Genomic DNA, 21,876 nt, shown 5'->3' with positions numbered 1-21,876 from the left:
AACATAATTCCATATAGTGATAAATAACTTCGTTATATGAAATATTGCTTGCTCCGGCACACTGGCGTTTTTAGAATTTGAGCAAGACAAAAAGGGCTCAGCCCTATTAATAGAGCAAAGTTACCAGGAGACAAGCATGGCTGATCTACCAAATCAACAAAAGGGGGCTAATGGCTCTCAGGATATTGATCCAATTGAAACCAAAGAATGGATTGATGCCCTGAATGGTGTCATTCAACAAGAGGGTGTCGATCGCGCTGCATTCTTGATTGATGAGCAGATATCTCATGCTCGTGTGAGTGGTGTTGTTCAGCCGTTTCATGCTGAGACGCCTTACATCAATACGATTCCTGTAGAACAGCAAGCCAAGCTTCCTGGTGATCAAGAGATTGAGCACAAGATTCGCTCTTACACACGATGGAATGCGATGGCGATGGTGTTAAAGGCCAACAAAGATACAAACGTTGGTGGACATATCTCATCATTCCAATCAGCGGCTACCTTATACGATGTGGGTTTCAATCACTTCTGGCACGCTCCTTCAGATAACCATGGTGGTGATTTGGTGTTTGTGCAGGGTCACGTTGCCACTGGTGTGTATGCCCGAGCATATATGTTGGGGCGTTTAACCGAAGAAAATTTAAATAACTTCCGTCAAGAAGTTGATGGCAAAGGTATTTCAAGCTATCCGCATCCTTGGTTGATGCCGGACTTTTGGCAGTTCCCTACAGTATCTATGGGCTTGGGCCCAATCATGGCTATTTACCAAGCCCGCTTCATGAAGTATTTACAAGACCGTGGCATGGCTCAAACCGAGGGAAGAAAAGTTTGGGCCTTCTTGGGTGATGGTGAAACCGATGAACCTGAGTCATTGGGTGCCATTGGTATGGCCGGTAGAGAAAACTTAGACAACCTCTGTTTTGTGATCAACTGTAATTTGCAACGTTTAGATGGTCCAGTTCGCGGTAACGGAAAAATCATCCAAGAGCTTGAATCTGAATTCAGGGGTGCTGGTTGGAATGTGATCAAGCTCATCTGGGGTACTCATTGGGATGCTTTGTTTGCCCGAGATAAAAAGGGTATTTTGATGAAACGTCTTGGTGAGATCGTGGACGGTGAGTACCAGACCATGAAAGCCAAGAGTGGTGCCTACGTTAGAAAGATTGTTTTCAATACACCTGAATTAGAAGCTTTGGTTGCTGACTGGAGTGATGAAGATGTTTGGAATCTGAATCGTGGTGGACACGATCCCCATAAAGTTTATGCAGCATTCCACGCAGCAGCGAATCATAAGAATCAACCCACCGTTATTTTGGCCAAGACCATCAAAGGTTACGGCATGGGTGGCTCAGGTCAGGGCATGAACATCGCTCACCAAGCCAAAAAAATGAACATTGAGGACATCAAAGCCTTCAGAGATCAATTCAAAATCCCAGTTCCTGATGACAAGTTAGAAGAATTGCCTTTGGTGAAATTTGAAGAGGGCAGTCCTGAGTTGAATTACATGCGTGAACGTCGCATGGAGTTGGGTGGTTATCTACCTCAGCGCAGAGCCAAAGCAGAAAGCTTGGAAGTGCCAAAGCTTGAAGTATTCGCACCATTGCTTGAAGCCACTGTTGAAGGTCGTGAGATTTCAACCACCATGGCTTTCGTTCGTATGTTGAACATGGTTGTGAAAGATAAGACCATCGGTAAGCGTGTGGTGCCGATTGTTCCTGATGAATCTAGAACCTTCGGTATGGAAGGCATGTTCCGTCAATTAGGTATTTGGAACCAATTGGGTCAGCTTTACACACCGCAAGATCATGATCAGTTGATGTTCTATAAAGAAGACAAGCACGGTCAAATTTTGCAAGAAGGTATCAATGAAGCTGGTGCGATGTGTGATTGGATTGCTGCAGCCACATCCTATTCAACCCACGGCGTACCAATGTTGCCGTTCTATATTTTCTATTCAATGTTTGGCTTCCAGCGCATCGGCGATTTGGCTTGGGCTGCTGGTGATATGCGCAGTCGCGGTTTCTTATTAGGCGGTACTGCTGGTAGAACCACATTGAACGGTGAAGGTTTGCAGCACGAAGATGGCCACAGTCATTTATGGAGCGGCGCGATTCCAAACTGTATCAGCTATGACCCAACCTTTGCTTTTGAATTGGCTGTGATTATTCAAGATGGTATGCGTCGCATGATGACCAATCAAGACGATGTTTATTACTACATCACTTTGATGAATGAGAACTATGCTCACCCAGCGATGCCTAAGGGTGCTGAAAATGACATCTTGAAGGGTATGTATCGCTTAACAAGTGTTGGAGATGCCAAAGCCAAACTAAAAGTTCAGCTCTTGGGTAGCGGCACCATCTTCCGTGAAGTGATTGAAGCTGCCAACATGTTGCGTGATGATTGGGGCGTCGCTTCTGATATTTGGGGTTGCCCAAGCTTCACAGAATTGGGTCGTGACTGGAATGCTGTATCACGTCAAAACATGTTGAACCCAACTGACAAACCTGTTCTCTCGCACGTTGAGAAAATGTTGAAAGACACCACTGGTCCAGTCGTTGTTGCAACAGACTATGTGCGTTTATTCCCAGAGCAAATCAGACCAGCTATTCAGAATATCGGTAAGAGATACACCGTATTGGGCACAGATGGTTATGGTCGCTCTGATACGCGTGAGAAGCTTCGTCACTTCTTTGAAGTGGATCGTCGCTGGGTAACCGTTGCTGCGCTCAAGACTTTGGCTGATGAAGGTCAAATTGATCACAAGAAGGTCGCAGAAGCCATCAAGAAGTACGGTCTTGATCCTAAAAAACCAAACCCAATGACTGTGTGAGGAAACTAAGATGAGCCAAGTGATAGAAATCAAAGTTCCTGATATTGGAGATTATGACGGCGTGCCGGTGATCGAAGTTCATGTGAAACCTGGTGACGTGATTGAAAAAGAGCAATCTTTGGTGACCTTGGAATCAGATAAGGCCACCATGGATGTGCCTTCTTCTCATTCTGGTGTGGTCAAAGAAGTAAAGGTAAAAGTTGGCGACAACATTTCTGAAGGTCATGTGGTGATCCTTTTAGAAGAATCAGGTTCCGCATCAACTAAGGCTGCCCCAGTAGCTGCGCCTGCAGCAACTGCTCCAGTTGCGCCACAAAAAGCAGCGGCACCTGCAGCCGCCCCAGCACCAGTCGCAGCTTCTGGTGGTTTGGTGAACGTTAATGTTCCTGATATTGGCGATTACAAAGGCGTGCCAGTGATTGAAGTTCATGTAAAGCCTGGTGACGTTGTAGAAAAAGAACAATCTTTGGTAACTTTAGAATCAGATAAAGCCACCATGGATGTTCCTTCTTCGCACGCTGGTGTGGTGAAGGAAGTGAAAGTAAAAGTGGGCGATAGCATCTCGGAAGGTGATTTGGTGGTGATTCTAGAATCTTCATCAGCAGGTGCTTCAGCAGTTGCAGCACCAACTAAAGCTCCAAGTGCGGCTCCTGCAGCAGCTCCTCAAGCAAGCAATCCAGCACCTGTTCAGAGTGCGCCTCAAGCATCAGCGCCTCGCACTGAATCTGTTCCAGCAACCGGTGCAATCAGTCATGCAAGTCCATCTGTTCGTAAATACGCCAGAGAACTTGGCGTTGACGTGACCAAGGTGATTGGTACTTCAGCAAAAGGCAGAATTTCTCAAGAAGACGTTCAGGCCTATGTGAAAAACATCATGACTGGACAAGCGGCATCTCCAGCGGGTGCTCCAGTAGCAGCCTCTGGTGGCTTGAATTTATTGCCGTGGCCAAAAATTGATTTCAGTAAATTTGGCGAAACAGAAACCAAGCCTTTATCTCGCATTCAGAAATTATCTGCTGCCAATTTGTCTCGCAACTGGGTCATGATTCCAGCCGTGACATATCACGAGGATGCAGACATCACTGACTTAGAAGCATTCCGTGTGATGACAAATAAGGACAATGAAAAGCAAGGTATCAAAGTCACCATGTTGGCCTTCTTGATCAAAGCTGCTGTTAATGCATTGAAGAAGTATCCAGAATTTAACAGTTCATTGGATGGCGATAACTTGGTGATGAAGAAATACTTCCACATTGCCTTTGCCGCGGATACACCAAATGGTTTGGTGGTGCCGGTCGTAAAGAATGCTGATAAAAAAGGTATTTTTGAAATCGCTAAAGAAACTGGTGAGTTGGCCAAGCTTGCGCGTGAGGGCAAGTTGAAGCCTGATCAAATGCAGGGCGCTTCATTCACGATCTCTTCTTTGGGCGGTATTGGTGGAACTTACTTTGCACCAATCATCAACGCACCAGAGGTGGCTATTTTGGGTGTAAACAAAGCTAGCATGAAGCCTGTTTGGGATGGTAAACAGTTTGTACCAAAATTAATTTGTCCATTGTCACTCACTGCAGACCATCGCGTGATTGATGGTGCCTTAGCGACAAGATTCAACGTGTATTTGGCTGAATTATTAGCTGATTTCCGTCGTGTTGTTCTTTAAGGAATATTGATATGCCTACAGTAGAAATCAAAGTTCCTGATATTGGTGATTTTCATGATGTGCCTGTGATTGAAGTTTTGGTCAAACCAGGTGATCAGGTTGAAAAAGAGCAAGCACTATTGGTGTTGGAGTCTGATAAGGCCACCATGGAAGTGCCGAGTGAGCAAGCTGGCAAAATTGTTTCTATCAGCGTCAAGGTTGGTGACAAGATCAATCAAGGCATGGTCATTGCTACCCTCGATGTGGCTACCGATGCTGCTAAACCAGCAGCATCAGCACCACCAATCAAAGAGGCAGCTCCAAAAACTGAAGCTCCGAAATTAAGTGCTCCTGCACCAGGTTCATACGCTGGAAAAGTTGACCATGAATGCGACATGCTGGTCTTGGGAGCTGGTCCTGGTGGTTACAGTGCCGCTTTCAGAAGCGCTGACTTGGGGATGAACACGATCATCGTTGAGCGTTATGCAACCCTGGGTGGTGTTTGCTTGAACGTGGGTTGTATTCCATCAAAAGCTTTGTTGCACACAGCTGCCATCATGGATGAAGTTAAAGCCATGGCAGCACATGGTATTTCATACGGTGCACCGAAGATTGAAATTGATAAATTACGGGCTCATAAAGAAACCGTGATTGGTAAGTTAACGGGCGGTCTTGCTGGTATGGCCAAAGCTCGTAAGGTTAAAACAGTGCGTGGTATTGGTCGATTCTTAGATGCATATCACGTTGAGGTAGAAGTCACTGAAGGTGATTCGAAGAAAACCAATGGTCAAAAAGAAGTGATTCGTTTTCAAAAGGCGATCATTGCTGCCGGCAGTCAAGCGGTGATGTTGCCTTTCTTGCCCAAGGATCCAAGAATCGTTGATAGTACTGGCGCATTAAAGCTTGAAAAGGTGCCTAAGAGAATGTTGGTGATTGGTGGCGGCATCATCGGTTTAGAGATGGCGACTGTCTACAGCACCTTGGGCAGCAAAATTGACATTGCTGAAATGTTAGATGGTTTGATGGCTGGTGCAGATCGTGATTTGGAAAAGGTATGGGAGAAAGTCAACGCCCCACGTTTTGACAACATCATGTTGAAAACACGCGCCAGTAAAGCGGAAGCAAAACCAGACGGTATCCATGTGACCTTCGAAGGTGAAAAGGCGCCAGCTACTCCTCAGGTATACGACTTGGTATTGGTAGCGGTTGGCCGAACTCCAAATGGTAAGAAGTTAGATGCTGATAAAGCTGGCGTGGCGGTTGATGAGCGTGGCTTTATTCCAGTTGATAAGCAATTGCGCACGAATGTGAATCATATTTTTGCAATTGGCGACTTGGTTGGTCAACCTATGTTGGCTCATAAAGCGGTTCATGAAGCTCACGTTGCTGCAGAAGTTGCGGCAGGGCATAAGGCTTTCTTTGATGCCAAGCAAATTCCATCTGTGGCTTACACCGATCCAGAGGTGGCATGGGCTGGACTCACTGAAGAACAATGTAAAGCTCAAGGCATTGCTTATGAAAAAGGTTTGTTCCCATGGGCAGCCAGTGGTCGAGCCATTGCCAATGGTCGTGATGAAGGTTTTACAAAGTTATTATTTGATAAAGAAACTCATCGCATCATTGGTGGCGGCATTGTTGGTACCCATGCTGGTGATTTGATTGGTGAGGTTTGCTTGGCTATCGAGATGGGTGCTGATGCGGTTGATATTGGTAAAACAATTCATCCACATCCAACGCTTGGTGAATCTGTTGGTATGGCTGCTGAAGTGGCGCATGGCACTTGCACTGATTTGCCACCAACCAAGAAAAAATAGTTAGCTGTCGGCGTTAAGTCTCACAGCCTCCATGCATAAAAAAACCCCCGCACGAGGCGGGGGTTAAAAGGTACTTGTAGATTAGATCTAACTGGGTACCGAGGAGACAACTGTTACTACTTCAATTCTTTACATGCCATTATGATGATTCAAATGGCTTGCATCTTGCTTACTTCTTGCCGCGAGCAGCTTTAACAGCTGTATTAGCTGCAGCATTGAAGTTGTTTTGAGCTAAATCCACCGCTTGCTTGATAGATTTTTGTGTTGTTTCATAAGCATTGTTTGCTGCAGCCATGGCTTGTTTGATCGCCTGAATCGTAGCTTCTGAACCAGCTGGAGCATTCTTTGAAAGCTCTTCAACCATGCCGTTCATGTTGCCGCTGCTTTTCTTCAACTGTGACTCTGCAACAGACGTGAATGTTGTTTGAGTTTCGTTAGCAATGTTGTAAAGATGACGGCTGTAAGACATGATCTTTTCCGCTAAAGGCTGAACCATGCCAGCTTGCATAGCCATCAATTGCTGTGCATCACGCACTGAAAGTGCTTGCTTAGCGTTTTGTACGTTCTCAGTCATTGCAGTCTTTGCTACTGCCATGTTCAATTCAACTAGTTTTTCAACGCCTTCAAAGGCTTTGTTCGTTAAATTCAACAATGTTTCCAAGTTAGCTTTGTTTGCTGCTGCGATTTGTTCTGGGGTTAATGTCATGATTTCTCCAAGTAAATTAAAGGGTGAACAATAAATGTTGCACTGCACAAAATGAAGTATATGTCTTAATTCCCCTAAGTCAAGCCCACATTGTGAAAAAAAGGCAAAATCAGGGGGTGAAAGCCTTTTATACCGACCATTTTGTCCTCCCACTCCCTGCTGGACACCGCTTCCCGATGCAAAAGTATCGTTTATTAAGGGATCAGGTGGCTTCATTCCAAGGTTTAGAGCTAAAAGAGCCAGCACCCGCAAGCTATGAAGATTTGTTAAGAGTCCATGAAAAAGGCTATATTGACCGGGTCATTCTGGGCCAATTAAGTCCTGCAGAAATCAGAGAAATTGGTTTTCCATGGAGTGAACCCATGGTTGAAAGGTCCAAAAGGTCTGCAGGAGCCACCATTCAAGCATGCATGAGTGCCATCGAAGATGGGGTATCAGTCAATTTAGCTGGTGGAACACATCATGCGTATTCAGATAAAGGTAGTGGCTTTTGTGTCTTCAATGATGCTGCTGTTGCCTCAAAATATTTGCAGAGCCTGAACAAGATGAACGTTGCCATCATTGATCTCGATGTTCATCAGGGCAATGGTACCGCAGCTATTTTGGGAAAAGACACCACTTGTTACACATTGTCTTTGCATGGGGAAAAGAATTTCCCCTTCAGAAAAGAATCTAGTCATCTGGATGTTGGTTTAACTGATGGATGTTCCGATGATGAATATTTGCTTCATCTGGCTCATGCATTGAATCAGATGGAGTCTGAATTCAAACCAGATATGCTGATTTATTTGGCTGGGGCTGATCCTCATGAAGGGGATCGATTGGGGCGTTTGAAATTAAGTCTTCAAGGCCTATGTCTGCGAGATCAAATGGTTTTGGACTTTGCTAAAACTCATGATCTACCAATCGCCATCGCGATGGCAGGAGGATATGGCATCAATATTGAAACAACGGTTGAAGTGCATGCTCAAACCGTACAATTAGCTCTTCAACTATTCAAAGAATTAAAGGTCAAACAATAAATGAGCAATTCATGGATTCGATATTTAACGCCATGGATTGCGCCAATTTTTGTGATCATCTGGAGCACGGGTTTCATCATTGCTCGTTATGGCATGCCTCATGCTGAGCCAATGACATTTCTGAGCATGCGCTTTTTAGGTGTGCTGATTTGTATGATCCCAATTGTGCTGCTTTGGAAAGCCCCTTGGCCAAGACAGTCACAAATCATCCACATTGCGATTGCCGGCATACTCCTGCAAGCCGGTTATTTAGGTGGCGTATGGGCTGCTGTTCGTGAAGGAATGTCTGCAGGACTAACAGCCTTGATAGTGGGGCTTCAACCAATTCTGACCGCCTTATTGGCATCTTGGGTGGCTGAAAGAGTGCGACCTGTACAGTGGCTTGGCTTGGTGATCGGATTATTGGGAGTTGGTTTGGTTGTTTGGGCCAAGATTGTCATGATTGGCTTCAGTGATTTAAGTTTCATATTCATTATCATTGCTTTGATATCAATCACAGCAGGTACTCTCTATCAAAAGAAGTATTGCCCTCAGTTTGATTTGCGCACCGGCTCGGTGATTCAATTTGCTGCTTCAGCAGTCGTTTGTGTGCCACTCATGATGATGTTTGAAACCAGGGAAATTGCTTGGGTTCCAGAATTGATATTTTCTTTATTGTGGGCCATATTTGCGTTATCGATAGGCGCCAGTTCTCTGTTATTTGTGATGATTCGACATGGAGCAGCGACCAAGGTCACCAGTTTGATGTATTTGACCCCTCCCACCACAGCATTGATGGCCTGGTTCTTATTCAATGAGCCAATCACTTGGGCAATTGGCCTTGGGATAGCTTTGACCATGGGGGCTGTTTTAATGGTCAATAAAGCCTCATCAGGCAAGTAATACCTTATCATGTCATTTATTCACTAAAACTAACTAATTAAATAGCTTAGAAGAGACTGATGATATTGAGAAGTAATTTGTTGCGTAAATTGATGGTTGGATTATTGAGCAGTTCTTTGTTGCTTGGAGCACAAGTGTCTTTTGCTCAAAGTACAAGCAATAAACAAACAACCCAGCAGGCGGCCAAGAAAAAGGTAGCCCCCAAAACTCAAAAACAAGTTAGAACCTCGACCACCCGAGCTAAATCAACAAAAGCTCCTGATGAAAAGCGCCCATCATTTGCTGCTGCCATGGGCTTGCGTGGTAATCAGGATGACCTCAATTTAAAATCAAGCGTGGCATTGATCGTTGATCGTCAAACACATGAAGTGTTGTTTGAGAAAAATGCTCATGCAGCATTGCCAATTGCATCTATCACCAAATTAATGACATCCCTAGTTGTGCTTGAAGCGCAACTGCCCTTGGATGAAACAATCGTGATTGAGCAATCCGATGTGAATGCTTATCCTGGCCGCACTCGCTCCAGAGTCACCCAGGGAGCTAAGATGTCGCGCGAGCAAGCGATGCTTTTGTCTTTGATGTCTTCTGAGAACCGAGCATCACAGGCCTTGGGCAGAAATTTTCCTGGTGGCATACCAGCCTTTGTTGATGCAATGAATGCCAAGGCAAAGTTACTCGGCATGAGTCAATCTAAGTTTGCAGACCCAACAGGTTTATCCAGTGACAATGTTTCAAGTCCAGAAGATCTGACTCGTTTGGTTGAGGCGGCTTATCAATACAAAGTCATTAGAGAGTTCTCAACCAGACCTGACTACAGCATCATGATTGGCAAGCGTGAACAAAAGTTTGTTAATACCAATCGTTTGGTCAGAGCCAGCGATATGGACATTGGATTACAGAAGACTGGCTATATCTCTGCTGCTGGCCGTTGTTTGGTGATGCAAGCCAAAGTTGTTGGTCGTGATGTGGTGATGGTATTCCTAGATTCTGTTGGCACACAATCTCGTTTTGCTGATGCAGTCCGCGTTAGAGAATGGTTGGAAGCCAATCCAAATCCTGAATCAATCAGAAAACTTTAAGTGGATTGAATTAAGAAGACTTAAGGCTTGGTTTGTAGCCCAAGCTTTTTGAGATCTGCATCGCAGTATCTTTGAGTGACTTGAGCCACTCATCTTGCATCCGCTCAGTGGGTGCTGATAAAGATAGACCGGCAACTAATTTGCCTGTGTCATCCAAAATGGCTGCAGCCATGCAGCTCACACCCAACTCGAGTTCTTCATCGTCTCTGGCATGGCCAAGGCTTTTCACTAAATCCAATTCTTTTTCTAACTGTGTCAAATCGCTGATGCTGTTTTGCGTATGACCATTCAAGCCAGTTTTGCTCACATAATTCTTTAGCTTCACCGAGTCATCATCGGCCAAAAACAGTTTGCCGACTGAAGTTAAATGGAGTGGGGCTCTGCCGCCAATGGCGCGAACCACTTGCATACCTGATCTCTCACTGTAGGCGCGATCAATGTAAACAATTTCATCACCTTGGCGGACAGACAAATTGACTGTTTGGCCGGTGAGCTTGTGCAATGCTCTCATTGGCAATTGAGCAGCATCTCTGACTGAAAGTCGTGCTTTGACCAAGTTACCTAATTCAAGGAGTTTGAGTCCTAAACGATAAGTACCACTGTCTGCACGCTCAACTAAGCGGCAGGCAACCATATCATTCAAAATTCGATGGGCAGTTGAGGGGTGCAAATCAGTCAGCTCAGACAGTCTTTTCAGACTCTGGGCTTCATCACTATCTGCGAGGGCATCCAGAAGACTCATCATGCGGTCCAAAACCTGGATAGCTGTTCTGCTTGTCATGTTGCCATTTTAGCCCTAAATACGCCAAATTGCACATTATGAAAAGAGAGGCTTAAAAACCACCTTTTAAGGCCTTGGCACAGTCAGCAACCAGCTTAGGGCCCTTATAAATCAAGCCACTGTAGAGCTGAACCAGGCTGGCACCGGCATTGATCTTGTCTTTGGCATCCTGGCCAGACATAATGCCGCCGACACCAATGATCGGTAGTTGACCCTGAAGGCTGCGGTGCAGCTCTTGAATCACATGATCGGAAGAACCTTTGACTGGTGCCCCGGAAAGACCACCCGCTTCATTACCAAACGGTAAGTGCGCCACTGAATCACGGGCAATGGTGGTGTTGGTCGCAATCACGGCATCAATCTTATTTTTGATCAGCAATTCTGCGATGGTCTGAATCTGCTCTAAATCTAAATCAGGAGCAATTTTTAGGAACAAGGGCACTTCTTTCTTGTGTAAATCGCTCAGTACCTTTTTTTCTTCGGCAATGGCGCTAAGCAATGAACTTAATTCATCGGCACCTTGTAACTGTCTTAAATTCTTGGTGTTGGGTGATGAGATATTGACCGTGATATACGAAGCGATGTCGTAGACCTTTCTCATGCAAATAAGATAGTCATCAGCAGCTGATTCAATCGGGGTCGTGGCATTTTTACCAATATTCAAGCCAAGGATGCCGCCACTTTGCCAAAAATCAGATTGTTTGACTCGTGCCACGCATGCATCAACCCCATCATTGTTAAAACCCATGCGGTTAATCAAGCCAGACACTTCTGGCAAGCGAAACATTCTTGGTAATGGATTGCCAGCTTGTGCTTTGGGTGTCACAGTGCCAATCTCAATAAAACCAAAACCTAAATCAGCCAAAGCATCAATGTGTTTACCGTCTTTATCTAAGCCAGCTGCCAGACCAACGGGGTTAGGTATTTTTAAGCCACAAAAAATTCGCTCATCACGGGCAATCTTTTCTTGCGACAAAAACCCCAAGCCAAGTGCATGGACTTTATCAAGAGTGTTCAAAGTCAAGTTATGCGCACGTTCCGCGTCCATGGCAAATAAACAAGGCTTGACGATAGGGTAGAGATTCATCAGTGTTGGATCTTTAGGTTATTAATGGCGTTGCCACACATCATCGACCAATATTTCTAATGGTTCGAACTGTGCTTTATAAGACATTTTAGGGCTTTCTTTGATGTAGTACCCCAAGTACAAATAAGGCAGCTGAAGTTTCTTGGTTTGTTCAATTTGCCACATGATGGCGAAAGTTCCATAACTGGCACTTTCATTGCTGGTATCAAAGAAGGTGTACACGGAAGATAAACCACTTTGAACCACGTCAATGATGCTCACAATTCTTAACTTACCTGGCTCTTCACCATCAGGACCATCCCTGAACTCAATCAATCGACTATTCACCTTGCTTTGCAGTAAAAACTGTTTGTATTGATCTTGATCGTCACCATCCATACCGCCGTGAAGATGGCGATCATGTTGATATGACATATAAAGATCGTAGTGTTCTTGGAAAAATTCCAAATGACCAATTTTTACTTCAAGATTTTGATGTTTTTTAAATGCACGCTGCTGGTATCGCTTTGGTTTGAAGCGTTCAATGTCAACACGACAAGCGATACACGCCTTGCAGCCATCACAGTAAGGCCGATAAGTGTATAAACCACTGCGACGAAAACCGCTGGCGACTAATTCACCATAAACATCAGCATGGATCAAATGTGTTGGGGTTGCTACTTGAGAACGAGCTTGATGATGCGCCAAGTAACTGCACTCATAGGGAGCAGTTGCATAGAACTGAAGGGTGGTGAAAGGGAGTTCTTTTAATTTACTCATGCCGGTTGGCTTAGCCAATGTTGCAAAACACTCTTATTAAAACTCCAAATGGGATTAATTGCAGTAGTTTTCGCATGCACATGGTTTAAAAATTCATCCCGCGGAATGGGAGTTCCGCCCATTGAGCTTAAATGAGCTGTTTCCTGCTGACAGTCAATCATCTCGATGTCTTGGGCAATCGCCCAGGCACAGAGGCTGGCCAAGGCAATTTTTGAAGCACCTGTTTTTTTAGAAAACATTGATTCACCAAAAACCATTTTCCCCAAATTAACGCAATACAAACCGCCAACCCGTTGCCCTTGATGAAAAACTTCAATACTGTGCGCATGTCCTTGCTCGTGTATTTGGCCATAAGCGTGCATGATCGCGTGTGTGATCCATGTGCCATCTTGACCTGGTCTTGCTTGCGTTGCACAAGACAGAATGGTCGCATGAAAATCTTCATCGACCTTTACTTCCCAGTCTTGGTCCATCAGGACATTTTTAATTTCTTTTTTGAAATTTCTACTGACTTTGAAATTTTTGGGTCTAAGCACCATTCTGGGATTAGGTGACCACCACAAAATAGGTTGTCCATCGGAGTACCACGGAAAAATACCTTGGTGATAAGCGCGCAACAATTGTTCAGCGCTGATATCCTCGCTGATGGCTAATAAGCCAGGAACTTCTGGATCCGGATCGGCATCACTCCAAGGTGATGGAAAAGGATCATTCGGTTGGAGCCAAGACAAACCCATATTGATCAATGTTTCCGATCAATGCGTTCATCGTAGCCAACATCATCCAGATGAGTCGCGATCTTATCTACCTCATTGAGACGACCCAATTTTTTATCCTGAAAATACCACTCGAGTGTTTTTCGAACTGTTGGAAATGCCAAGTCATTCCAAGGAATATCTTTTTCGGAGAATAATTCAACTGCTAAGCTTTCAACGCCAGCCTGATATTTTGGCTCCATGAGTTTTGCTAAATAGAACAAATGAACCTGTTCCACGTGGGTGACATTCAATAAAGAAAACAAAGGGCCGATTTCAACACTTGCACCTGCTTCTTCAAGCGTTTCTCGCTTAGCGCCATCCTCGGTACTTTCCCCGACCTCCAAGAATCCTGCTGGCAAGGTCCAGTAACCAAGTCTTGGTTGTATGGCTCTTTTACACAAAAGGACTTTATCTTGCCAAACTGGAATGGTGCCAACCACATTGCGAGGATTTTCATAATGGATGGTTTTACATCCTGAACAAACATGCCTCTCACGTGTGTCATCCACGGGAGTTTGCAAGATCACGGTTGAACCGCATTTTGGGCAATATTTCATTGCATCATTATCGTTTAAATTATGGTTTTCACGATACCGCGCAAGGCATTGGTAAAAATCACTTCTTCGGCATTCAAGACGTCGGAGCGAGTGATATTTTGTTCAACCGCTTGATATTTTGAATCCTTCAAAACGATGGATCTCATCACGCCTGGTAAACATCCTGATGCAAGTGGTGGGGTTAGCCATCGACCATCTTTTTTAATAAAGACATTTGATCTACCGCCTTCAGTCACAAAGCCTTGTTCGTTAATGAATAAAGCATCAAAGGCACCTAATTTCTCAGCTGCCAGCCACGCTTGGTCATAGAGCTTGCGGCGCGTCACCTTGTGACGTAATAAACAATCAGAGGAAGACATGGTTGTGTTATCTGTCAAAAGATCATTGGCCCAAAGAACGGGGCTTGGCTCAAGATTCTGAATCACAGCTGTTTTTACGCTGAGCAGTCCTTCTGCTGACAAATCTAAGCGAAGTCTGTAAATTGATTGCACATCCAGTTGTGAACAAGCATCTTGTATCAAACAAGCAGCCTTATTAGAATCAAATTCAATCTTTAAATCACAAGCAGATTTGGAGATTCGATCAAGGTGCATGTCAAGGTGGCAAGCTTGTCCTTGTTCTATGCGAATCGTTTCAAATAATCCAATGGGTTCTGACTGATTTTCTAAAGCATATAAAAATCCAGCTTTGGTTTGGCACTCATGCCATTCGTCAGCGCTTTCAGAATCAATGGTGATGCCACCACCGACACCCATTTGAAAACTTTGATCTTTTGCAAGCTCTAAGGTTCTGATAACAACGCTCATCCCAAGATCACCCAGTCCAGCTTCTGAGCTTGGATCAAACCAGGCAATAGCTCCACAGTAAAGATTCCTTGGTTCTGACTCTAATGCCTGAATCAACTCCATCGTTCTCTTCTTGGGGGCTCCTGTGACAGAACCACAAGGAAAAATAGCTTGAAGTAATTCTTTGAGTCTTAAATTATCTTTGGATATCGAGCTAATGGTTGATGTCATTTGTAAAACATCACCATGCTGTTGAACTTCAAATAAATTTGGCACCTTGACTGAGCCTGGCATGGATATTTTGCTTAAATCATTGCGCAGTAAATCAACAATCATGACATTCTCAGCACGATTTTTTACATCGTCATGAAGTTCTTCAGAGCTGCTCTCGCCAACCTTTGCGGTGCCTTTCATGGGCTTAGTCATCAAGGAGCCGTTTGATTTTTGTAAAAACCACTCCGGAGAGCAAGAAAGAACCCAGCCGTATGAATGATCTATGTAAGCACCAAAAGGGCCTGGTTGTTTTTGCCTGAGTATTTCGTAGGCTTTAAGCGGTGAGCCATTCAATTGGCCATTGATTCTATAGGTGTGATTGACTTGGTATGTATCGCCAGCCTTGATCCATTCCTGAATCTGAGAAATATCTTCTTCAAATCTTTTTTGAGTAATGCTGGTTGTAACGCTCTGAATCACTGGCTCATTGACTACCTGATTATTTTGAGCTTTCAGCCATTGATTCACTTGTTCTTTACTGAGCTTTTGAACATCTTTAAAAACCCAAGCTTGCACCCAAGGTGTTTTAGATAATTTTGGCGTTAAGCCTAAAAGGTGTTCACCAAGCTCATAACTGAAACAAGTGACAACATACTGTTGGTCATGGATGGCTTGTTCAATCTCTTCAAGTGCTGCATCAAGATTGCTAGCGCTGGTGGCTTGTATTATCTTTAACGGAGAGTGATATAGCCTGCTACTTGGATTATTGCTTGAGCTTTGAGCATCATCGAGCAAGATGGTGCATGAGAGACGCTCAAAGTCAGCCATCTATTACTTGCCTATAACTTTGGCACTGTTGATCACGATGGTTGTGCTTGGCACATCAGAAAAAGGACGCTTGCTGGTGGTGCTCACAGCTTTGATTTTGTCGATTGTTTCCGTACCCTTGATCACCATACCAAACACAGCATAGCCATGACCATCTGGGCGAGGGTAATCTAAGTTCTTATTGTTCACCACGTTCACAAAAAACTGTGCGGTTGCAGAATCAGGCACATTGGTTCTTGCCATCGCAATTGAGTACACCACATTATTCAAACCATTATTGGACTCAAGTGGAATTGGGGCTTTGGTAGGTTTCTGTTGCATGTCAGGAGTAAAGCCACCGCCTTGCACCATGAAGTTGTTGATCACGCGATGAAAAATCGTACCGTTATAAAAACCACTGTTCACATAGCCTAAAAAATTCTCAACCGTCTTTGGTGCTTTTTCTGGATTGAGTTCAACAATAAAGTCACCCATCGTTGTTTTGAATTCAACTTTAGGACCTGCAAAGCTAAGCGTTGATGCAGTAACAAGAAGGGCAGCTAATAGTTTTTTCATGGGATAAGTCACTTATGTTGGAAAGTCTAAGTATGCCAAAGATATAGAAATAAGATAAAACCAGTGCTAATTCTATTAAGCAAAGTAAGTTATTGGATTTTTATCAAAATCTGGTAATCGCATTAAGTCCAACCATCCAATTTCGACCTGGAGCAGGCTCGAACGGAGTTGAATTGCCCACAATCACTGACCCTATGTATTTCTTATCCGTCAGGTTATTGAGTTGGCCATAACCTGTCAGTGTCATTGAATTGATATCAACTCTGTGAGCAAGTCTGAGGTTATAGAGTGAATAGCCACCAGCTTTAAGACTTTCTGCATTTGTATCTCGGCTGTGATTCGCACCAGCTGTGATCAATTCAAATGTTGCTAGAGTACCCATGACCTGACGATATTTGTTGCGCTGGAAATCAGTTCCTGACCATTGAATACTGGAATAAGCCATGCCATTGGGAATACCTGGTATTTTATTTCCAGCATTTACCGTGCTTGACCCATAAGTAAAGTTTTCATTGAATTTGGCATCGATTAAAGTACCTGTAATGTTTAACTTCATTGAAGAGCTAAACTGATTTTGGTAGGAAAGTTCTAAGCCTGATCGAGTGGTGCCACCTGGAGAGTTCGTGTAGGCAGTTTTACTGCCGCTTGATCCGTAAGTAATGATTTCATCAGAAGTTTGAACATAAAAAGCAGCCAAATCTAAACGACTACGATTATTTGGAACCCACTTTAATCCCATTTCATAGTGATTGCTGTGTGAAGCTTTCAGTGCTGTATTAAATGTGTTGTTATAGCTTAGGTCATAACTCATTTCAGCAAGAGTAGGTGTTTCCAGACCTCGGCCGTAGTTGGCATAAATATTCATATGCTCTGAGGCGTGATAAGTAACACCAATTACCGGGTTGATGGCATTAAATGTAACTTCGCCCAAAGAGGCGGGTGTTCCGGCAAGGTTGGTACTTGCAAGCTTTACCTTTGTAGTTCTTGCGCCACCTAAGATTGACCACTTCTCAGATAAAAACATATTTCCTTGAGCGTAGAAATCTGTGTTTTGTGCTGTACGTTCTTCATTTCTTGTATTTGAATTTAATTTTTCAGCATTATTTGAAGTAGCATCTCCAGCCTGACTAATTTCTGTTGATTTGTCGAAATCAAATCCAGCAACCCACAAAGTATTCTTGCCTAGTAAATTTGTCTTTGATGAATAGCTAAGCCCCAGACCATAGTAATCTCTATTCAAGCCAACCCATGATGGTGAGCCAACTGTAAAGTTATTGAAATGTGTCATCTCACGATTGCCGCCATAAGCGCGACCACTGACTTTTGAAACCCCATCAATGGCATGAGTAAGCACTGTGCCTACTTGATTCTGTTTGATGATTTTTCTTTGATTTTCTACTCTTGAAGATTTTTCTGGCGTAGTAATTGCATCTGATTGACTCAGGCCAGCAGGGTCGTTGCCATAGGGCATATCAAAGATGTTAGCAATGAAATCAAGCTTGGTTTGATCATTGTGTTGGTAGGTTAACTTACCGTTGAATTGATTTCTTTCGGCTTGGCTATTTTGTCTAAAGCCATCAGTTTTAAATGTGCTGTAATCCGCCACCAATCCAAACTTACCAACTTTGTCTGCATACTGCCAGTCGGTTCTATTTGTGCCGTAAGAGCCTGTATGACCTTGAACCAAAAGCTCTGGATGATCCGGCGCCTCGCGGGTAAATGTTTGAATCACGCCACCTGCTGAATTGCCATATAGTTGTGCAAGCGGACCTCTGAGAACCTCAATTCGCTCTGTAGAGGTAAGGCTCACTGTTGCACTTTGGCCTTGACCGTCAGGGATCGTTGCTGGAATACCGTCAGCAATGATCCGAATACCTCTAACGCCAAACGTTGTTCTTGCTCCAAACCCTCTGATTGAAATTTGTAAATCTTGTGCATAGTTTTGACGATTAAGAGCAACAACTCCAGGAATCCTGTTCAGTGATTCGGACATATTGACCTGAGGGCCGGCATCTTCAATGACCTCTCTAGAAACTGCTTGAAGAGAAGCTGGAGCATCAAAGCTTTTTTGTTCTTGCCTGTTACTAGAAACCACAACGTCATCTAATAATCTTTCTGTTGCAAGTGTTAAAGCACTTGGTGAAAAGAGTAGGGTTGCAATAGAAACAGAAAGATATTTATTTGCCATAAGGACTTATTAATAAAACTTATTTAAGGGTGATGGTGAATTTTGCCAGCATTACCGACTTGGCATCAGTTACATCATGCTGTGGGTCATCATATCAAGGCCTTAAACTTTGAAACTTTCGGCTTTAATCTATTTTTGCGTGTTCCAGAAGCTAAAAAGCCTTCTTGCTCAATGAACAAGAAGGCTTAAATTTGGTTGCGGGGATAGGATTTGAACCTATGACCTTCGGGTTATGAGCCCGACGAGCTGCCAGACTGCTCCACCCCGCGTCTGAATAATGAAACTATATCAGGTTAAACCCTAAATAGCAAGGAGAACCTGGGTTTCTATCCAGTAATCCCATGTCTTTTAAAGAAAAAATTAGACTAATTGGCTTATTTCTCATATTTGTTATGTGAAAATCCGCACATGCAAAAACATCTGACTTATGCCCAATTAGTCGCTCCTGGCATTTACTGTGTTGACACTGGATTTGTAAGAGAGCAGTTTGATGCCAGCTATATGGTTATTGATGGTGATGAAGTTGCTTTCATCGACGTTGGCACCAATTACTCCATTCCCAGATTTTTAACGAGCCTCGATGAGCTTGGCTTAAAGCCCCAACAGGTCAAATACATTGTTTTGACTCATGTTCATCTTGATCATGCTGGTGGTGCGGGTGAAATGATGCGAGTTTGTGATCAAGCTCAATTACTTGTTCACCCCCGCGGTGCTAGACACATGATTGACCCAAGTGCTCTTCGTGCTGGAGCCGTGGGTGTTTATGGTGAAGAAATCGTTGAGCAGTCTTATGGCCAATTATTGCCAGTAGATGCCTCAAGAGTGATTGAGGTTGGGGAAGGTCATCAAATCCATTTGGGCAGCAGAGCACTCCATTGTTTAGATACACCTGGTCATGCCAAGCACCACATCGCGATTTGGGATCCGATCAGTCGCGGTGTTTTCACAGGCGATACGTTCGGTCTTTCATACAGAGAGTTTGATACTGAAGAAGGTGCCTTCATCATGCCGACCACAACTCCGATTCAGTTTGATCCTGAGGCACTCAAAGACTCAGTTATGCGGATTTCTGCTCTGAACCCTGATTGTCTTTTCCCGACCCATTTCAGTCGAATCAATGGAGTTGAGCGCTTAAAAGGTCTTTTTTTAAAACAATTGGATGAAATTGTTGTTTTAGCGAAACAATTAAAAAATGATTCAAATCGACATACTCTGCTGAAGAATGGAATGGCCAAGATTCATATAAATCATTTAAAAACAATGAATTGCAAACTTACCGCTGCTGAAATCACTGAATTTCTTAAGATTGATTTAGAACTCAATGCGTTGGGAATTGGCCATTGGCTGGATAAATCATCGAGTGGGCTTAATTAATGTTGCATCGCAATATGGTCGGCATATAATAAAAACATCATTTATCAGGGGGTGACCGGTGTCCATCAGTAATCCGGAAAATTCACAAACATCTTTACTGAAGCCAGTTGAGCTTCACGGTCAAGATGGTCATCAAAAAGCAAGCACGGCAACCTTAGCGATTGCAGCCATTGGCGTTGTTTTTGGTGATATTGGAACAAGCCCTTTATATGCGTTAAAAGAATCATTCAGCCCTAGTCACGGGATTCCATTCAGCGAAATGGCAATTTTCGGCATCATTTCAATGATGTTTTGGACAATCTTGCTAGTTGTAACTTTTAAGTATGTGCACTTTGTGATGCGTGCAGATAACAAGGGTGAGGGTGGTGTTTTGTCTTTGATGGCATTGGCACTTCGATCACTTCAGTCTGGAAGTCAATCATATTTAACAGTGATGATGTTAGGCATGTTTGGTGCTTGCATGCTTTACGGTGAATCAGTCATTACTCCTGCGATTTCCGTTCTCTCAGCGGTGGAAGGTTTGGAGATTGCCACCCCAGAAATGAAACGCTTTGTGATTCCAATCACTATCACCATCTTAGTTGCGCTTTTTGTGATTCAAAAATATGGTACGGCCGCTGTTGGAAAACTATTTGGCCCCATCACGATTGCATGGTTTGTTTCATTGGCTGCTTTGGGAGTCTATAACGTCATCAAGGCGCCAGAAATCTTTAACGCAATCAATCCAATCTACGCAATCAATTTTATTTCCGAACATACCTTGATGGCCTACATCGTGATGGGCTCTGTAGTTCTTGTGGTCACTGGTGTTGAAGCTCTCTATTTAGACATGGGGCACTTCGGTAGAAAACCTATTCGCTACGCTTGGTTGTTTTTAGTATTGCCAAGTTTGCTCTTAAATTATTTTGGTCAAGGTGCTTTGTTGTTATCAAACCCTGAGGCTATCAAAAACCCTTTTTACTTGATGGTGCCTGAATGGGCTTTGTGGCCCATGGTTGGTTTAGCCACTGCTGCCACAGTGATTGCATCTCAGGCAGTTATTTCAGGTGCATTTTCCTTGGCAAACCAAGCCATTTTGTTGGGATTCTTACCTCGCATGGGTATTCGCCACACCTCAGATAATGAAAGAGGTCAAATTTATATCCCTGTGGTGAACTGGTCACTCTTGATCATGGTACTTTTCACAGTAATCGAATTCAGAGAGTCAGGTAATTTGGCGGCGGCTTACGGGATATCAGTCACGACGACCATGTTGATCACCACCATTCTTTTGGCGATTGTGATGCGTCGTGAATGGCGCTTGAATCCAATTGTGATTGTTTGTTTGATCACAGCTTTCTTGATCATTGATTTGGCATTTTGGACCGCCACCTTAATTAAGTTAAAAGATGGTGGTTGGTACCCATTATTGATTGGTGTCATTTGTTTTACTTGTCTCATGACTTGGTACAAGGGCAGAAAACTACTGCGCGATCGCATTGTTAATGAATCGATTCCTTTGGAACCATTTGTTGCTGGACTATTGGCTCATCCGCCTCATCGAGTTGAAGGCACAGGCATCTTTTTAACTGCCCACATCGATTACGTTCCGGTGGCGATGCTGCACAACCTCAAACACAATCGCGTCTTACATGAACGCGTTTTCTTTTTGAAGTTGAGTATTTGGGATGTGCCTTATGTGAATGATGATGAGCGTTTAACGCTCAAAGACATGGGCGGACAAGTTTATTTGGTGCGTTCTGTGCATGGTTTCAAAGAAACACCAGACATCAATAAAGTATTGGCACTGATTGAAGCTCAATACCAGTTGAAGTTTGATTTGATGGAAACTTCCTTCTTCTTGGCTCGCGATACCGTTGTTTCTTCAAAATTGCCTGGTATGGCTTTGTGGCGTCAAAGACTCTTTGCTTGGATGTTCCAAAATGCCGCAAAACCGTCAGACTTCTTCCAAATCCCTACAAATAGGGTGGTAGAGCTTGGCGCCAAGATAGAAATTTAAGTTTTTTAGGCATAAAA

Annotated in this window: 17 protein-coding genes and 1 tRNA gene; 8 read left to right on the top strand and 10 right to left on the bottom strand. The window is 43.7% G+C overall.

The window, feature by feature from the left end; all coding sequences use genetic code 11:
* Nucleotides 1-136: 136 nt before the first annotated feature.
* From aceE to lpdA, 3 genes are read left to right on the top strand one after another with little or no spacing between them, the layout of a single operon-like run.
* Nucleotides 137-2,833 (top strand): pyruvate dehydrogenase (acetyl-transferring), homodimeric type, encoded by a 2,697-nt coding sequence (gene aceE, locus ICE88_RS00420; protein WP_216248337.1) that lies wholly within the window; start codon nucleotides 137-139, stop codon nucleotides 2,831-2,833.
* A gap of 10 nt (nucleotides 2,834-2,843) precedes the next feature.
* Nucleotides 2,844-4,493: a dihydrolipoyllysine-residue acetyltransferase gene (aceF, locus tag ICE88_RS00415; protein WP_216248335.1), complete on the top strand. Its 1,650-nt coding sequence runs from the start codon at nucleotides 2,844-2,846 to the stop codon at nucleotides 4,491-4,493.
* Nucleotides 4,494-4,504: 11 nt separating this feature from the next.
* Nucleotides 4,505-6,286 carry a dihydrolipoyl dehydrogenase gene (lpdA, locus tag ICE88_RS00410; protein ID WP_216248333.1) on the top strand — a complete coding sequence of 594 codons (1,782 nt, stop codon included), beginning with the start codon at nucleotides 4,505-4,507 and terminating at the stop codon, nucleotides 6,284-6,286.
* 169 nt (nucleotides 6,287-6,455) lie between these two features.
* On the opposite strand, the gene ICE88_RS00405 is transcribed toward lpdA, so the two are convergent.
* Nucleotides 6,456-6,992, bottom strand: coding sequence for a phasin family protein (locus ICE88_RS00405; RefSeq protein WP_216248331.1), 537 nt, complete (start codon nucleotides 6,990-6,992; stop codon nucleotides 6,456-6,458).
* A gap of 176 nt (nucleotides 6,993-7,168) precedes the next feature.
* Here ICE88_RS00405 and ICE88_RS00400 point away from each other — a divergent pair, with 176 nt between their 5' ends.
* Genes ICE88_RS00400 through ICE88_RS00390 form a run of 3 tightly spaced genes read left to right on the top strand, consistent with a single transcriptional unit; the run spans nucleotide 7,169 to nucleotide 9,975 of the window.
* Nucleotides 7,169-8,014, top strand: coding sequence for a histone deacetylase (locus tag ICE88_RS00400; protein WP_216248329.1), 846 nt, complete (start codon nucleotides 7,169-7,171; stop codon nucleotides 8,012-8,014).
* Nucleotides 8,015-8,896, top strand: a complete 882-nt coding sequence (locus ICE88_RS00395; RefSeq protein WP_216248327.1) for a DMT family transporter — start codon at nucleotides 8,015-8,017, stop codon at nucleotides 8,894-8,896.
* A 59-nt stretch (nucleotides 8,897-8,955) separates the two neighbouring features.
* A complete protein-coding gene (locus ICE88_RS00390; RefSeq protein WP_216248324.1) occupies nucleotides 8,956-9,975 on the top strand; it encodes a serine hydrolase in 1,020 nt (339 codons plus the stop codon).
* Nucleotides 9,976-9,985: 10 nt separating this feature from the next.
* On the opposite strand, the gene ICE88_RS00385 is transcribed toward ICE88_RS00390, so the two are convergent.
* The 9 genes from ICE88_RS00385 to ICE88_RS00345 all read right to left on the bottom strand — a co-directional run bounded on the left by ICE88_RS00385 (nucleotide 9,986) and on the right by ICE88_RS00345 (nucleotide 18,755).
* A complete protein-coding gene (locus tag ICE88_RS00385) occupies nucleotides 9,986-10,756 on the bottom strand; it encodes an IclR family transcriptional regulator (RefSeq protein ID WP_216248322.1) in 771 nt (256 codons plus the stop codon).
* A 52-nt stretch (nucleotides 10,757-10,808) separates the two neighbouring features.
* Nucleotides 10,809-11,843: a quinone-dependent dihydroorotate dehydrogenase gene (locus tag ICE88_RS00380; protein ID WP_216248321.1), complete on the bottom strand. Its 1,035-nt coding sequence runs from the start codon at nucleotides 11,841-11,843 to the stop codon at nucleotides 10,809-10,811.
* A 21-nt stretch (nucleotides 11,844-11,864) separates the two neighbouring features.
* Nucleotides 11,865-12,602 (bottom strand): arginyltransferase, encoded by a 738-nt coding sequence (locus tag ICE88_RS00375; RefSeq protein WP_216248318.1) that lies wholly within the window; start codon nucleotides 12,600-12,602, stop codon nucleotides 11,865-11,867.
* The gene (aat, locus tag ICE88_RS00370; protein WP_216248317.1) at nucleotides 12,599-13,339 is read right to left on the bottom strand and encodes a leucyl/phenylalanyl-tRNA--protein transferase; all 741 of its coding nucleotides are present in this window, start codon (nucleotides 13,337-13,339) and stop codon (nucleotides 12,599-12,601) included. The genes ICE88_RS00375 and aat overlap by 4 nt, the downstream gene beginning before the upstream one ends.
* A 5-nt stretch (nucleotides 13,340-13,344) precedes the next feature.
* Complete coding sequence (locus ICE88_RS00365) at nucleotides 13,345-13,917, bottom strand: NUDIX hydrolase (RefSeq protein WP_216248315.1); 573 nt, start codon at nucleotides 13,915-13,917, stop codon at nucleotides 13,345-13,347.
* Between the two features lie 14 nt (nucleotides 13,918-13,931).
* Nucleotides 13,932-15,743 carry a bifunctional chorismate-binding protein/class IV aminotransferase gene (locus ICE88_RS00360; protein ID WP_216248313.1) on the bottom strand — a complete coding sequence of 604 codons (1,812 nt, stop codon included), beginning with the start codon at nucleotides 15,741-15,743 and terminating at the stop codon, nucleotides 13,932-13,934.
* A gap of 3 nt (nucleotides 15,744-15,746) precedes the next feature.
* A complete protein-coding gene (locus tag ICE88_RS00355) occupies nucleotides 15,747-16,298 on the bottom strand; it encodes a peptidylprolyl isomerase (RefSeq protein ID WP_216248311.1) in 552 nt (183 codons plus the stop codon).
* Between the two features lie 103 nt (nucleotides 16,299-16,401).
* A complete protein-coding gene (locus ICE88_RS00350) occupies nucleotides 16,402-18,486 on the bottom strand; it encodes a TonB-dependent receptor (protein ID WP_216248301.1) in 2,085 nt (694 codons plus the stop codon).
* Nucleotides 18,487-18,678: 192 nt separating this feature from the next.
* A tRNA-Met gene (locus ICE88_RS00345) sits at nucleotides 18,679-18,755 on the bottom strand.
* A gap of 139 nt (nucleotides 18,756-18,894) precedes the next feature.
* On the opposite strand from ICE88_RS00345, the gene ICE88_RS00340 reads away from it, so the two are divergent.
* Both ICE88_RS00340 and ICE88_RS00335 read left to right on the top strand, forming a co-directional pair.
* Nucleotides 18,895-19,860: an MBL fold metallo-hydrolase gene (locus tag ICE88_RS00340; protein WP_216248299.1), complete on the top strand. Its 966-nt coding sequence runs from the start codon at nucleotides 18,895-18,897 to the stop codon at nucleotides 19,858-19,860.
* A 97-nt stretch (nucleotides 19,861-19,957) separates the two neighbouring features.
* Nucleotides 19,958-21,859 (top strand): potassium transporter Kup, encoded by a 1,902-nt coding sequence (locus ICE88_RS00335; RefSeq protein WP_216862219.1) that lies wholly within the window; start codon nucleotides 19,958-19,960, stop codon nucleotides 21,857-21,859.
* Nucleotides 21,860-21,876: the final 17 nt, after the last annotated feature.

This window comes from Polynucleobacter sp. AM-26B4 (assembly GCF_018882285.1).
GTDB lineage: Bacteria > Pseudomonadota > Gammaproteobacteria > Burkholderiales > Burkholderiaceae > Polynucleobacter.
The sequence above is the reverse complement of the archived record's forward strand: the minus strand, read 5'-3'. Positions and strand labels throughout refer to the sequence as shown.

Coding starts and splice junctions, on each gene's coding strand:
- aceE (WP_216248337.1), top strand. CDS start 137: ATGGCTGATCTACCAAATCAACAAAAGGGGGCTAATGGCTCTCAGGAT.
- aceF (WP_216248335.1), top strand. CDS start 2,844: ATGAGCCAAGTGATAGAAATCAAAGTTCCTGATATTGGAGATTATGAC.
- lpdA (WP_216248333.1), top strand. CDS start 4,505: ATGCCTACAGTAGAAATCAAAGTTCCTGATATTGGTGATTTTCATGAT.
- ICE88_RS00405 (WP_216248331.1), bottom strand. CDS start 6,992: ATGACATTAACCCCAGAACAAATCGCAGCAGCAAACAAAGCTAACTTG.
- ICE88_RS00400 (WP_216248329.1), top strand. CDS start 7,169: ATGCAAAAGTATCGTTTATTAAGGGATCAGGTGGCTTCATTCCAAGGT.
- ICE88_RS00395 (WP_216248327.1), top strand. CDS start 8,015: ATGAGCAATTCATGGATTCGATATTTAACGCCATGGATTGCGCCAATT.
- ICE88_RS00390 (WP_216248324.1), top strand. CDS start 8,956: ATGATATTGAGAAGTAATTTGTTGCGTAAATTGATGGTTGGATTATTG.
- ICE88_RS00385 (WP_216248322.1), bottom strand. CDS start 10,756: ATGACAAGCAGAACAGCTATCCAGGTTTTGGACCGCATGATGAGTCTT.
- ICE88_RS00380 (WP_216248321.1), bottom strand. CDS start 11,843: ATGAATCTCTACCCTATCGTCAAGCCTTGTTTATTTGCCATGGACGCG.
- ICE88_RS00375 (WP_216248318.1), bottom strand. CDS start 12,602: ATGAGTAAATTAAAAGAACTCCCTTTCACCACCCTTCAGTTCTATGCA.
- aat (WP_216248317.1), bottom strand. CDS start 13,339: ATGGGTTTGTCTTGGCTCCAACCGAATGATCCTTTTCCATCACCTTGG.
- ICE88_RS00365 (WP_216248315.1), bottom strand. CDS start 13,917: ATGAAATATTGCCCAAAATGCGGTTCAACCGTGATCTTGCAAACTCCC.
- ICE88_RS00360 (WP_216248313.1), bottom strand. CDS start 15,743: ATGGCTGACTTTGAGCGTCTCTCATGCACCATCTTGCTCGATGATGCT.
- ICE88_RS00355 (WP_216248311.1), bottom strand. CDS start 16,298: ATGAAAAAACTATTAGCTGCCCTTCTTGTTACTGCATCAACGCTTAGC.
- ICE88_RS00350 (WP_216248301.1), bottom strand. CDS start 18,486: ATGGCAAATAAATATCTTTCTGTTTCTATTGCAACCCTACTCTTTTCA.
- ICE88_RS00340 (WP_216248299.1), top strand. CDS start 18,895: ATGCAAAAACATCTGACTTATGCCCAATTAGTCGCTCCTGGCATTTAC.